Raw genomic sequence first — 14,641 nt, 5'->3', positions numbered from 1 at the left:
TATTAATTGTTTAGAAAATCGTTGTACAATGTTTCAAGTCTTGTACGCAGGTGTAACACTGCATACCGCTTGCGTGAGATAATGGTTTTAATATTTTCATTTTCACGGTCGGCAATTTCCTGCAGCGTCATATCTTCCAGTTCGTTCCACACAAATACGTTTTGCTGTTTTTCCGGAAGTTCCTGCAGGGCATCCATCAATTCATCCCAAAACAAACGCTGCATACTTTGTGTTTCAGCATCTTCATCATCACTCCGGAGTATGGATGAAAAGAAACTTGTCCCCTCATCATCTTCGTATGAATAGTCATCAATCAACGCATCTTTCTTCTTTCTCGATTTATCGATAATACGGTTACGGGCTACCCGGAATAACCATCCGCCTATATTATTAATATCGTCCACAGCCGGTAAGTTGCTGAATTGGTACCACACATCCTGCAGAATGTCTTCCGCATCTTCGTTTGTCTTTACACGACTGCGTATAAAGCCAAACAACTGCCTGCTGTAGTTGCTGATGGTTGATATGATTGTTTGCTGTTTGGCCATTGCCTCCATGCCATCGTACATTTGAATAGGTAGACGAAGGCTATTTTGATTTTACTTTAAAGGTGCGGGAAAAAGTTGAACCGGCTGTTTATTGCCATGACCCATGCTGTTCAATAGGACATAAACCAAATTATTAGAACCTATAACTTCAGGTTCGCTATTTTGAACTGCAACTTTTTATAGAATTCCATTAATTGATCTTCATCTTGGGGATTTTCGGATGTTTCATCAATTATTTTATCGAGTTGTCTTTTTAAACTTTCAGTAGGGTAGTTTTTTAAGAAATCTATCTGAAAATTGACATAAAGGGAGTGACCTTGTGTTTTTGCTTCCAATGCAAGTTTTAAAGAGTTGGATATAAATCGGATTACATTTGATTTCTCATAGTCAGATAGAACCCTTTCACTTGAATTTGGAGTTAAGGCTAACTTTAGGGCCATGATTTCATCCTTCAAATTTTTAACTTTCGTATCAATATCTATTTGAGTCATAATATCATCAAATGAGTACTTGTAAGAATTTAACCTATTTAATATTGCGTTTTCTATTTCGCAGAATATTAAATAGCAAATATGCTAAAAAGGGAATACCTATATAAACTATAAGTTCAGTTAAGTCGTATACATTGATCCCATATGAGCTGTTACTAAAAGGCCAAAAGAACTCACTTTTCTTAATCTGATAATGTGTAGCATCTGAAAAAGTTGGTCTATTAAATACATTATACTCTTTCTGTATCGATGATTCTAAACCGCTCTTTGCCAATAAAAACATGTGCCCTACAATCCAAATTGCAAGTACCAATCTAAAAATTTTCATATTTAGCGTTTACGGTTCATGACACCACTATTTAATGCGGGTCAAATTTAATTTTAAGCAAAATAGTCGTTTTCTCTTTTGCCTCTGTGGTATGCTAAAGAAAAAAAACGCCGCCCTTGTTGTGTGTTGTCATCAGCAAGGGATTTCAAGAATTTGTCCATCCTTCGCTGATGAAGCATAGATAAAGGCAGGATAAAGCCTACTTAAAGCGTGGTAAAAGCGCTCAACAGGTAAAAAACAGACGGTGCCAACGCCAAACAAAAAGATACATGAAGCACCAACACGCCCGCCACATAACCCTTAACTCTTCACACATAACCAAACTCAGAACTTTTCACCAATACCTCTTAACCCGTGACCAAAACTAAAAAATCAGCACGAACGAGCCCTTTTTTCCCGCTTTTCCACAACCATTAACGCCCTATACTATTTTACACCCATTCCCCTATCTTTGCCGCCCTTGATCACACTGGCTTTTAGGGTGATCTTAATAAAAATCAACAACATAGAATTATTGTTTATGGAGAATTTGATTTATCTCGTTCCCGCTATGGCAGTCGTTGGCTTGCTGTACATGTTTGTGAAGTACAACTGGGTTTCAAAACAGGAAGCCGGTAACCCACGGATGCAGGAAATCAGTAATTACATTGCTGAAGGTGCAATGGCCTTCTTAAAAGCTGAGTGGAAAGTGCTTGGCTACTTTGTGGTAATTGTGGCTATTCTTTTGGGTGTAATGTCAATGGCGAACCCTAACAGCCACTGGAGTATTGCCCTCGCTTTCATTGTGGGTGCAGTTTTTAGTGCAACTGCCGGTTATATTGGTATGAAGATCGCTACCAAAAGCAACGTACGTACGGCACAAGCTGCACGTACAAGTTTAAGCAAGGCATTGAATGTGTCGTTCACCGGTGGTTCTGTAATGGGGCTTGGTGTGGCAGGTTTGGCTGTGCTTGGTTTGGGTGGTTTGTTTATTATACTGAAAGCCATCTTTGTTCCTGCAGGTGCAGATGTAAATGGTGCAGAAATGCTCACCGCTATTGAAGTGCTCACGGGCTTTTCATTAGGTGCTGAGTCAATTGCCCTGTTTGCCCGTGTGGGTGGTGGTATCTATACAAAAGCGGCCGACGTAGGCGCTGATCTGGTTGGTAAAGTAGAAGCAGGTATTCCTGAAGACGATCCACGCAACCCGGCAACCATTGCCGATAACGTTGGTGACAACGTTGGTGATGTGGCGGGTATGGGTGCTGATCTGTTCGGTTCTTATGTTGCAACCGTATTGGCAACAATGGTACTCGGTCAGGAAACCAAATCAATCGATGCATTTGGTGGTATGGCTCCTATTTTATTACCCATGATGATCGCCGGTATCGGTATTCTCTTTTCTATTGTTGGTACCTGGATGGTTCGTGTAAGCGATAATGCAGGCATCAGTACAGATAATGTACAGAAAGCCCTGAACATGGGTAACTGGGGATCAATTGTTCTTACAGCTATTGCCTGTGTTGGTCTGGTTTATTTTATCCTTCCTGAAACAATGGTGCTGCGTGGTGCTGAATTCACCAAATGGGGTGTATTGGGCGCTATTGCAGTTGGTTTGGTAGTGGGCGCTTTAATGAGCATCATTACAGAATACTATACAGCTATGGGTAAACGCCCTGTGCTGAGCATCATCCGCCAGTCTTCTACCGGTCATGCAACTAACGTAATTGGTGGTTTGGCTGTTGGTATGGAATCTACCTTCTTACCAATTCTTGTTTTGGCTGCCGGTATTTATGGTTCATTCTTATGTGCAGGTTTATATGGTGTGGCTATTGCTGCTGCAGGTATGATGTCGACTACTGCTATGCAGCTGGCGATCGATGCCTTCGGACCAATTGCTGATAATGCCGGTGGTATTGCTGAAATGAGTGAATTACCAAAAGAGGTGCGTGAAAAAACAGACGTATTGGATGCGGTTGGTAACACCACTGCTGCAACAGGTAAAGGTTTTGCGATCGCTTCTGCTGCCTTAACAGCCTTGGCTTTGTTTGCTGCCTTCGTTGGTGTGGCTGGTATCAGTGGTATCGATATTTACAAAGCTGATGTATTGGCTTGTTTATTTGTTGGTGCAATGATCCCCTTCATCTTCTCTTCACTGGCCATTCGTGCAGTGGGTGAAGCAGCCATGGCAATGGTGGAAGAAGTGCGCAGGCAGTTCCGTACCATTCCCGGTATTATGGAAGGAACAGGCAAACCTGAGTATGATAAATGTGTTGCCATTTCAACAGAAGCTTCTATTAAGAAAATGATGTTGCCTGGTGCTATCACCATCGCTTCTCCTTTGATCATTGGTTTTGCAATGGGACCTGAAGCATTAGGTGGTTTCCTTGCAGGTGCTACTGTAAGTGGTGTGTTGATGGGAATGTTCCAGAACAACGCCGGTGGTGCATGGGATAATGCCAAGAAGAGCTTTGAAAAAGGTGTTGAGATCAACGGCGAAACATTCTACAAAAAATCGGAGCCACATAAAGCATCTGTTACGGGTGATACAGTGGGTGATCCGTTTAAAGATACTTCTGGTCCATCAATGAACATCCTCATTAAATTAATGTCGATCGTATCATTGGTCATTGCTCCTACCCTTGCGCAGATGTATGGCACAGGTGGTCATGCAAACCATGAGCAAAAGGTTGAAGTTAAAATGGAACAAACAACTTCATTAACAGATACAAAATTTGAAAATCCATTTGTAGCAGCTATTGTTGCTGATGGTTTAGTTGATGCAAAGAAATTCAGTATTGAATTGAAAGACGATCAACTGAGCATTAACGGTACAGTACAACCGAAAGAAGTATTGGAGAAATACCAATCGCTGCTGAATGGCAAAACAGAATTAAAGATCGATGTGAATTGATCGGTCATATTATAGATTTCAATGAACTGACCCCGGGATTTTTCCTGGGGTTTTTCATATCCAGCCAAAAAAAATCCCTCCAAACTCCCTTTTCGTTAAAACTGGAATGATGTTTGAATTAGTATGCATCACGAATTGGATTCTAAAACAATAAAATTTACTTTATGAAACTGAAATTCAGTACAATTCTTTCAGGAATTGTGATCATGACTACGGTATTACTCTCTGTCGGTTGCCAGAAGAACAAGAGCAATGGCGATAAACCCCGTTTACAGGTTCGCTTAACAGATGCTCCTGATCCTAACGTAAAGGAAGTTTGGGTTGATATTAAAGGTATTGCTATTAAAATGGGTGATAGTGCCGAAATCACTTTGGCCAACTCTTATCCCGGGCTTTATAACCTGCTCAACTTTACCAACGGCAAGGATACCCTCCTAGCAGATGCAGAAATTCCTGTAGGTCGTATTTCACAGATTCGCCTGTTACTTGGAGATAACAATTACATCATTACAAAAAGTGGTGAAAAAATCGCCCTTACTACACCCAGTGCACAACAGTCTGGCTTGAAAGTACAGATCCAGCAGGATGTTACGGGTGGTATACTCTATCGCCTCATATTAGATTTTGATGCAGGTAAATCAATTGTAAAAGCAGGCAACAGTGGTCAATATATATTGAAGCCAGTATTGCGTGTTCTTTCCTTTGTTCCATCTGGTGGCAGCGTGAAAGGTGTTGTTGCACCTGATTCAATTGTAACAGCAATTTATGCCATCAAAGGACCAGATACAATCGCATCAACCTTTACACAAGTCGGTAACGGTAACTATATGATCAAGGATATTCCTGCAGGTAGCTACAGTTTCTCTTATGTGCCTAATGATACGATTCATAAAACAGCAGCACGTACAGTGCCTGTAACACTTGGTCAGATTACCATAGTTGATACAGTGAAACTGGAGAAAAAATAATTGTTTCCTTTGATGTCCGTTTAAACCGCCCATGTCTGGGCGGTTTTTTTATGCCCCTGCTTTTGTTAACCATTTCTGAATTTTACGAGCGGTCTTGGTTTTTACGAACAGGGTCGTATATTTGATACGAAACAAGTCGTAAGCAATGAGTATAAAGCAAATGAAACCTACGGAAAGTGAATTGGAAATCCTTCGTGTTTTATGGGAGCGTGGAGAAGCAACCGTAAGAGACGTACACGAAGAACTCAGCAAAACAAAGGATGCCGGTTATACCACCACCCTTAAGTTGATGCAGATCATGCATGAAAAAGGAATGGTGAAACGTGATGAGAGCAGCAAAACGCATAAATACACTCCTTTGATCTCACGTGAAAAAACACAAAAGCAATTTGTAGGTAAGATGATCGATACCTTGTTCCAGGGATCTTCTTCACAACTGGTGATGCAGGCCCTGGGTAACCACAAAGCATCAAAAGAAGAACTGGATGAAATTCAAAAACTAATTGATAACCTGAAACAGCAGTAACCGCATGCAGGATCTATTCCAATCTGCATTTTTACAGGCTTTGGGAAAAGCAATTGCCGACAGTATCTGGCAAATGGGTCTGTTGTTTTTGCTTTATCAGCTGCTTGTATTTTTATTCCGCATTAAACAGGCTACCGTTAAAAACTTCATCAGTACTGTTTTTTCATTGGGCGGATTTGTATGGTTCATTTCAGGCATTGCACTGCGCTGGCAACAGCAACTTCAACAGAAAACAGCACTCATCATCAGCGAAGGGAATTTGAATAATTCGCTGCTGAGCAGTTTTACAAAAGATAATCGCTGGGAATTATTCTTCAACTGGCTCGATTATAAAATACAGTTTGTTCTCCCCTATCTCTCCATTGCATACTTATTTGTATTGCTTTGGTTTGGGGTGAAACTGATGGTGCAGTTACAAGCCGCCAATTCATTACGGTATAAAGGATTGAGTTCTGTTAACGATGATATGCAGGAATTCTTTGCATACCTGGTTGAAACAATGGGACTGCAACGACCTGTTCAGCTTTTCATCAGCAAACAAATTGATATACCTGCTACCCTTGGTTTCTTAAAACCAATTGTGCTGTTACCTGCAACTGCAGTTACACATTTAACTGCCGCACAGTTGGAAGCAGTATTGTTACATGAGTTGGCGCATATTAAACGCAATGATTATTTCTGGAACCTGTTACTTTCTGTTTCAGAAACCATGTTATTCTTCAATCCATTTGCATTATTACTCATTGGTATTGCAAGAAGAGAACGGGAAAACAGTTGCGATGATCATGTAATGAACTTTCAGCAAAATGCAGCTGTGTATGCAGAAGCATTACTGAATGTAGAGAAAGCAAGAATTCAAAACCCGCAACTGGTAATGGCACTTGGTGATAATAAACATCACCTGATGGACCGTGTGAAACGCATCCTGAATATGCCTGCTGAGAAAAACAAGATCAGCACCAGGTTACTGGCGTTAGTCCTTTTCACGATTGTATTTGCATTGATGGGTTGGCTCATCAAAGAACGCCAACCGGTTAAAGAAGAAATGAAGCAGGCAGTATTGAAAGAGCAACCCTTAAAGGAAAAAATTAAGACCGTTTATTTTACAACAGACGCCGTGGTGAAACAAAAGAATGATGCGGTGTTGCTGCGTGATGATAAACAAAAAATAAGACTCGAACTGAAGGATAAAATAAATGAAGAAGATATTCTTGTATGGAATGAAAGCGAAGACAAAGAGATCAAGTTTGATAAAGTGATCTTTAATGATCTTCCTGTTGAGTGGTTTGAGCAATTGGTAAAACCAGGCGTGCGTGTTCGTTTACCTGATGATAAGCAAAGACCGGGCATACTGTTGCATCATGGCCCCGACTCTGTCTTTATTGCCGAACGGGAAAGAGAAATGGAATTATATGTTGAAAATGTTGATCGTTTAAAACAGTGGCGTGAGCGTTTTCCGCAACCCAAGATGCGTAACAAAGGTGGCGCAACAATGATGCAGTATCCTAAAGGCGCAAACTTTGATTCACTCATGCAAAAATTAAGCGGTCAGTTTAATTTCACCTTTGAAGGCAACCACCCACCTCCTGAGGTTATGTTCCGTGAATACTTTTCAACGGAAAGTTTTTTTAATCATTCAAAAGGCGCTGCTCAGCAACAGGCAGCAGATGATGAGAAGAAAGAACGCATCAAAACAAGAATCAGCATTAACCGTAAGCCAAGAAAAGATACAACCGATAATGCACAAGTGAAAAGCAGAATACAGATTGCAGCACCTGTAGTTGCTTATCTCTATAACGACAAGGGATTACGTGAAGACATGCAACTGGCACAACAACATGTACAGATCATTTTAGAAAACAATCATGTGCGGATGATGAATCAACAACCTTGCGGCTGTCCCGATTCATTGCAGGTGGAAGGACAACGGACTCCACAAACTCCACCCCAACCAAAGAGAGTAATCAGAAGATTAGAAGTAATTAAATTGTAACGATTACCAAACACGGCGTGGACAAAGATCGCCGTACTTATTTCCCAATAAAAAGCCGATCACAATTTCATGTGTGCCTCTTTGTGCGTATTGCAAAAGATATTTTGAATTATTTACATCGTAAGAGTAACCTACGTTCACTACATTGGAAATATTGAAGCCAGCCATTGCAGCAAAGCCTTCTTTTATACGATAGTTACCTCCTATCCAGAAACGATCCTGGTATTGTGCTTTTACATTTATATCTACATACAATGGCATGCTTGGGATATAACGCAGCATTACAGATGGCATCACATTCACATCTTCACCTGCAAGCACACGGTAACCGGTAGTAACAAATACATGCGGTACCAATGTTGATTTATACAGGTCATCATCAACCAGATTTATCTTCTGTGGAATGATCTGCTGCACCGATGCACCTGCAAAAAACTTATCAGAATAAAGCCAAAGACCTGCATTCAGTTCAGGTTTAATCTTACGCAGTTCACTTGTAAAACCTCCAATAGCAGGATCAACAGGATTTGCCAATTGAATTTTTGAAGCATCCACATTAACACCTGAAATACCGGCTGCAAAACCTGCAGACAAATTAAGTTTTGGTGTTAATCCTAAATGATAAGCATAAGATGCTGTTGCATAAAAACGATTGATATATCCCGTTTTATAATTCACTACACTTGCTCCTACTCCATGGTGTGCTTCAGCTGCAGTGTATTCTTCCCAATATTGTTTTCCCCTTGGATTTTCGCCCGGCACTCCAAATGAAGTGGCACTTGTTCTGTAATCTTCTTTACCAATGGGCGTATGAATAGTTGCATAAACCGTTTGTGGCGCTCCGGGAAAACCAACCCACTGATTGCGGTAACTCAGTTTTATATCGGTATAATTTTCTATTCCTGTTAATGCAGGGTTAAGTACATAAGGATTTAAAATGTACTGGGTATAATGCGGACGTTGCTGTGCGGCAGCCACTACTCCAATCATCACCATCAATCCAACAACTAATAATTTCTTTCTCATCATTAACATGGCTGCTTCATTATCGTAAAATAGTTACATAACCTGTTATGCGTTTGCGGCCGTTCTTTGGATCAAGCACATAGTAATAAGTTCCGGCCGGCAAAGGCGATCCTTTATACTTACCATCCCAAGGCGTAGAATAACCGACAGATCGATACATCATAGTCCCGGCTGTATTGTATACTTCAATAACAGCACCCGGATAATCATTCAGGAATTTAATTTCCCAGAAATCATTAATGCCATCACCGTTTGGCGTAAATGTATTTGGTGGTGTTGGCGATTTAAGAATTTTCACAAAGAGATCATCTGTTGCCTTACAGCCAAACCCATTTGTAACAGTGAGTAAATAAGTAATATCATCTTTTGGCTGCAGAATAGTTGGTGATTGCAAAGTAACGTTATCAAGATAAGTTGATGGCGACCATAAGAATTGTAAACCTGTTCCACTGGCAGTAACGTTTGTGATCTTGCGTACACCATCTTCCAATACAGTAAGGTCAGACCCTGCATTTACAATGGGTACCGGCCACACTTCAATTGTTTGATCACTTGTACTTACACAACCATTGCTGGCATTGAATGTGTAACGGATGTTATGCGTACCAACACCTGCAACTGAAGGATTGAATAATCCATTTGCATTAACTCCCGGTCCTGTATAAACGCCTGTACCAATCAAGCCCCCCATTTCTGATGCCTGTCCCAATGAGAATGGCTGATCATTCAAACACACACCAAACAATGTACTGAATTGCGTAAGCGGACTTGCATTAACGGTAATGGTTTTAATGATCTCATTTACACAAAGAATACCTGAATAAGATCTGTAACGAATCTGGTATGTTTTGGTCAATGGTGATTGGAATGCAGGATACAGATGTTTGTATACTTTACCGGCAGCAGGTTGATCATCGGTTTCTACCACAGTTGGTGCATTGGCATTATCCCAATAGATCTCCACTTTGGTAACAGTACCAAAATCAACAGTCGATCTGTCTTCCAGTTCAATATCCTGGTTACTGCAAAGTGTGCTTGCAGAACGAACCGTGAAATCAGCTTTTGGAATAGAACCATTCACAGTAAACGGTATAGCAACAACAGAATCTTTACAACCATCTTTTGATGTTACTTCAAGAGACAGTAGATAGTTATCTGCTTTATTAAACTTAATCGAAGGAGTTTTGGATACACTTGATACAGGTGTTGGCCCCGGAACAATTGCAGGAGTACCTGTATTAAATTTCCACAGGTAACTCATTTGCCCTGCACTGTTATCTGCAATGGAAGAGGTATCTGTAAAGATGGCTTGTGCATCACTTAAACAAACTTCAGGTAAAACAAAGCCAACTTTGGGTAATGGATTAATGCGCATGGTACGAACGAGCGTATCACTCTTACAACCTTTTGAGTTCTCCGTTACAAAGCGAACTGTATAATCTCCCCAGTTGGAATACGTATTGTTTGCAGACAGGTTACTGTTATTAATTGTATTAGCATCGCCAAACTGCCAATAGCTTCTTACAATTGAACCAGTGTTTGCAGTTGATGTATTAGTAAATGTGATCGCATTCTTTTCACAAACCAAAGCACTTGTGGTGAAGTTTGCAGTTGGCCAGGGATTCACCACAACTGTTTTCACAACCGTATCACTTACACAGTTCTGATCGGTAAATACCCAAAGTGTTGCCGTGTAAGTACCGGGATTTGTAAAATTCTTTACAGGATCTTTTTGTGTTGAAGAAGTACCATCGCTGAAACGCCACTCCCACTTTGTAACAGGATGCGTAAAACCATTCGATGCATTTGTAAAAGTTACCGGCGTTTGCCAGCATACTTCAGCAGGTGCTGTAAAGTCAGCTTTGGGCTGCGGATAAATTTTATCGACTGCTTTCGTAGTTGAATCGGCACAACCATAAGCAGTTGTTATTTTCAGCTTTGCATTAAACGGTCCAACTGATGGATACAGATGAGAAGGACTTTGAATGGTTGAACTATTCAATGCCCCGCTTGCAGCATCACCAAAATTCCAGACATAGTTAAATGCGCTTTGCGATCCATCAGCAATGGTTGATGTGCTGTTGAAACTGATCACAGGGTTCGGCATACAACCATATGAAACAGTAAAATCAACTACAGGATTTGGCCTGATGGTAAACGGCAATGAATAAACCGGGCTCAAGCAACCGGTATTTGTTTTCAATTGTAAGGTAGCGGTATAATTTCCTGTTGCGGCAAAAGTGGAACTTACGTTTGCTGCAGTTGTATTATTAATTGGCGAACCTGTGCCGGTATTCCATGTCCAGTTTGTGATTGAACCAAACCCACCGGGCAGTGAAGATGAATCTTTGAACGTAAGTGCTTTGCCAACACATAACGGATCAATCATTCCAAACTTTGCAACAGGTGCTTTTGTAACCGTAATGAACTGCTCGGTGGTATCACTCAAACAGCCTGCATCCGTCATAGCTACATAACGTATTTTAAATTGCCCGGGATTACTGAAAGCTTTTGAAGGATTAAATGTGCCGGCAGTCGTTGCATCGCCAAAATCCCAATAATGTTTTATGATCGGTCGTCCGCTGCTTGTATTAATTCCTGTAAAGGAAATCAATGAATCGGTACACCCTGCTGCGGGTGTATTGGCCCATGAAAAAGTTGCTGCAGGCGGATCAAGCACTTCCAGGTCGAAGTTGATGATCTGTTCACCCAAACAACCATCGGGGGTTGGGTTGTTCACTGTAACCACCACAGGATATTTGCCCGCTGTATTATAAATGTAATTACCCGGCAGTTTAAATACATACAATGTTTTGCCATTCAGTATAAATGTTGAATCAGCAACCGGCGCATTATCAATTACATCAGGATAACCTGTGAAGTCCCACTTCATACTGATGGGCAGGTAAGGAAGTGTCAACGATAAAAAGAAAGGAGAACTTTTGCAGGTAACCGGACTTTTAATCACTGCATTGGCGTTCTGTGTTGTTACATATTGATACAGGTCGATCACATTGGTGCCCGCATTGTAACCGTAAGATTCTGCGTTACCAAACCCATAGGCAATGGCATTAAAACCGGAATCCGACTGGATGGTATAAACACCGGAGGTTGGTAAGCTTTGTTTCAGGTAAGAATAATTTGCATCACCCGGGTGAACCGTGAATGCCCCTGTTGGCAATGTATTGCCATTTGCATCTTTTAATCTGAATGAGCTGACGCCTGTTCCTTTATTCGGGACCACCACGTTTATATAATGCTGGGTAATGGCAAAATTGGACGTAGCATTCCAGATCACCTTATTGATATTCTGTTCCACCGGACTCAGATAAATTACTTCAGGATCACCGGGAGAAGCGTTACCACACGCTCCCTGCGAGGTGAAATATTGCGCAACAGTAATTGGATTATCTGCCTCAATCAACATCGGTTGATTGGTTAATGGAAGATCATAATAGAATCCGCCAACCAATGAAGCTGTTGAAAGAGCTACACCGTTTACTTTTACGACTGTTGAAGAACTGGACACACAAATTCTGTACAGGTTAAAGGCCTGCGGACTTGAGGCTGTTGCCGTTAAATACTTTTTCCCCCAGGCATTTTTTGGAAACGCCTGTGCCATATAGTTATCGGATGAGGAGGAAGTGCTGTTCGTTGGGCAAGTAATGCTGATACGACCGCTTCCGGAAAACACAGCTATTTTTTTACAACCACTACCGGTGTTGATTGAACGAATAAACGTTCCTGTAAGATCCACACCTGAATGATTGTTACCGGAGGAAGCATTGGTAAACTGCCCCATTATATTATATACCTGTCCCTGTGTAAGTGTTACTGTAAACGGAACACCCGCCGGTCTGCCTAATGTTGCCTGGCTGGGAATAATTTCAACGCTGGTAGTACCTGTATCGGCAGCAATTACATAAGCCCATGAATTGGCATTTACCGTATTGGCCCTGTTTTGAAAATTGATGGAATAATACTCACGCCCCAATGTATTGGTTGGAAAAAGAATGGTAGCACCGGAAACACTCTGGTTGTAGATATGAGCATAAGCTACAATGGGCTGATCACTCGTAATATGAATTCCTTTGTTTTCCGGAGCCGAACTTTCGTTTAATAAACGGGCATCCTGCGCTCCTGATTTGGGTAATGGGTTCGACGTAAAAACGGTATTGGCGGGAACTGAATAAGTTACCGAATAACCTACACCTGGAATGGTTACAGTTACATTGGTGGCAACTTCAGTGGCGAAGTACAACACCATGTCCTGACTGTTGCCTGTGGTCATCACCTGGTGGTAACCGTAAGCAACCCAAAAGTCTCTTCCTTTATTGGAGAAATCCTGGGCGAAGGAGTACAGATTAGTCAGCAGCAAGCAGGCTGACAACAACATCAATTTTCTCATTACGTAAGCATGTGGATGTGGACGTACAAGTTAAGTGTTTTCTTGTACAAGACAGGGTGCTAAAAGATCAAGTTCAGGATTTTTTTATCCGGCGGAGATAATCTGTGGCAAGCGGTCCTTCACAAAAGAGCAAATCGAGGATGCCGAGGTTGGGTACAAACCCATGCCGCTCAGAAAAAACCTGCTGGTAAACGGGGAAATTTTCAGACGGTATTGGTTCAGATTTTTCAGGTCGCCGGGAAATCAGTTTCGCTGCTTCCTCCTCACTATAAGCCAAAATGTCAACTTTCAGTTTCAATCGCTGAAGACAGTAATCCATCGTTTTCAGGTTCAGATCCAGCAGATATTTTTCCTTCCGCAAAAACAGCTGCTCCAGGTCCGGGGCATAATCTTCAAACCAGGGAGCTTTCCGGTAATTGTCGTGGATGCCCCGCCAGTGGATCCGCTGCCAGGGTTCGGCATAGTTGATCTTCACATCCTTCCATTTTACTTTTTGATTACGACCACCTTCCAGCGGAACGGAGAGCGGGAGGGGGCCATTTGCGCCCATGAGCTTCGTCCGGTTCAAATGAAGCGCACGGAAGTAGCTTTCGTATGCAGAAAAATATACATTTGTTTGATTGATAAACTTTAAATAAGAATAAATATCTCCAAAATAATGTAAATCAATAGTTTGATTACTTTTATTACCCTGCAAATTTAACTCTGAATCATTTTTCATTTTACATACCTTATTTCAGTTTTCTAACCCTTATTAACCAGATTATTAATACCATTAAAAATAACCTAACTGATTTTAAAACAAATTTTTAAGAACAAATTTTACAACTACATTTTTGGGTGTTGATTTTCAACCTGCTGTGCACCGGAACCGGCTAACTATTTTAGCGCAAATTTAAGGCTTCTTTAAAAGCACGCCGAAGAAATGTGAACGGCTTGACTTAATTTGCAGCAAAACAATTTGAACGTGTACAGGCTCCCTTCCCTCCTTTTTTTACTCTTCATTTCCAGCCTTTCCTGCAACAGTTTTAAGATCCCTGAATACAAGGAATTTCAAAACCTGCGGCTTGAGTCGATCGGACTGAATGAGACCACCGTGTACATGGAACTGGTTTACAACAACCCGAACCGGATCGGTTTCCGGGTGAGCCATACTGAATGCGATGTGTATGTGGATGATGTTTATTTGGGAAGAGCGATGAGCGACACCCTGATCAAGGTTGCCAGAAAGTCAGATTTTATTATTCCCCTCCGGATCAAAACTGATATGAAGAATGTGTTTAAAAATGCCTGGTCGGCATTGTCGAGTCGGGAGGTAACGGTGAGGGCATCGGGCGTAATTACGGCCGGAGTTGGCGGACTTTACAAAACCATTCCCTTGGCCTATGAAGGAAAACATGAGGTGGGGTTGTTTGAGCCGAGGCCATAAATTCAATCCTTGAATATGCTATTGATCATGT

General features: G+C 41.4%; 10 protein-coding genes. 5 read left to right on the top strand and 5 right to left on the bottom strand.

Annotated features, from left to right (window positions below; all coding sequences use genetic code 11):
* Positions 1–2 precede the first annotated feature (2 nt).
* Both VK159_RS23215 and VK159_RS23210 read right to left on the bottom strand, forming a co-directional pair.
* The gene (locus VK159_RS23215) at positions 3–569 is read right to left on the bottom strand and encodes a sigma-70 family RNA polymerase sigma factor (protein ID WP_324232565.1); all 567 of its coding nucleotides are present in this window, start codon (positions 567–569) and stop codon (positions 3–5) included.
* 119 nt (positions 570–688) lie between these two features.
* The gene (locus tag VK159_RS23210) at positions 689–1,039 is read right to left on the bottom strand and encodes a hypothetical protein (protein WP_324232564.1); all 351 of its coding nucleotides are present in this window, start codon (positions 1,037–1,039) and stop codon (positions 689–691) included.
* Between the two features lie 848 nt (positions 1,040–1,887).
* Here VK159_RS23210 and VK159_RS23205 point away from each other — a divergent pair.
* The 4 genes from VK159_RS23205 to VK159_RS23190 all read left to right on the top strand — a co-directional run bounded on the left by VK159_RS23205 (position 1,888) and on the right by VK159_RS23190 (position 7,747).
* Complete coding sequence (locus tag VK159_RS23205) at positions 1,888–4,260, top strand: sodium-translocating pyrophosphatase (RefSeq protein WP_324232563.1); 2,373 nt, start codon at positions 1,888–1,890, stop codon at positions 4,258–4,260.
* A 164-nt stretch (positions 4,261–4,424) separates the two neighbouring features.
* Positions 4,425–5,228, top strand: a complete 804-nt coding sequence (locus tag VK159_RS23200) for a DUF4382 domain-containing protein (RefSeq protein ID WP_324232562.1) — start codon at positions 4,425–4,427, stop codon at positions 5,226–5,228.
* 160 nt (positions 5,229–5,388) lie between these two features.
* Positions 5,389–5,754: a BlaI/MecI/CopY family transcriptional regulator gene (locus tag VK159_RS23195; RefSeq protein ID WP_324232561.1), complete on the top strand. Its 366-nt coding sequence runs from the start codon at positions 5,389–5,391 to the stop codon at positions 5,752–5,754.
* A 4-nt stretch (positions 5,755–5,758) separates the two neighbouring features.
* The gene (locus VK159_RS23190) at positions 5,759–7,747 is read left to right on the top strand and encodes a M56 family metallopeptidase (RefSeq protein ID WP_324232560.1); all 1,989 of its coding nucleotides are present in this window, start codon (positions 5,759–5,761) and stop codon (positions 7,745–7,747) included.
* Positions 7,748–7,750: 3 nt separating this feature from the next.
* Here the strand turns inward: VK159_RS23190 and VK159_RS23185 are convergent, their stop codons facing one another.
* The 3 genes from VK159_RS23185 to VK159_RS23175 all read right to left on the bottom strand — a co-directional run bounded on the left by VK159_RS23185 (position 7,751) and on the right by VK159_RS23175 (position 13,902).
* Positions 7,751–8,773 carry a type IX secretion system membrane protein PorP/SprF gene (locus VK159_RS23185; protein ID WP_324232559.1) on the bottom strand — a complete coding sequence of 341 codons (1,023 nt, stop codon included), beginning with the start codon at positions 8,771–8,773 and terminating at the stop codon, positions 7,751–7,753.
* Positions 8,774–8,792: 19 nt separating this feature from the next.
* Positions 8,793–13,181: a PKD domain-containing protein gene (locus VK159_RS23180; protein WP_324232558.1), complete on the bottom strand. Its 4,389-nt coding sequence runs from the start codon at positions 13,179–13,181 to the stop codon at positions 8,793–8,795.
* 73 nt (positions 13,182–13,254) lie between these two features.
* Positions 13,255–13,902: a WbqC family protein gene (locus VK159_RS23175; protein ID WP_324232557.1), complete on the bottom strand. Its 648-nt coding sequence runs from the start codon at positions 13,900–13,902 to the stop codon at positions 13,255–13,257.
* A gap of 246 nt (positions 13,903–14,148) precedes the next feature.
* Here VK159_RS23175 and VK159_RS23170 point away from each other — a divergent pair, with 246 nt between their 5' ends.
* Complete coding sequence (locus VK159_RS23170) at positions 14,149–14,610, top strand: LEA type 2 family protein (RefSeq protein WP_324232556.1); 462 nt, start codon at positions 14,149–14,151, stop codon at positions 14,608–14,610.
* Positions 14,611–14,641 lie beyond the last annotated feature (31 nt).

The organism is Lacibacter sp. (assembly GCF_035299325.1).
Taxonomy (GTDB): domain Bacteria; phylum Bacteroidota; class Bacteroidia; order Chitinophagales; family Chitinophagaceae; genus Lacibacter.
The sequence above is the reverse complement of the archived record's forward strand: the minus strand, read 5'-3'. Positions and strand labels throughout refer to the sequence as shown.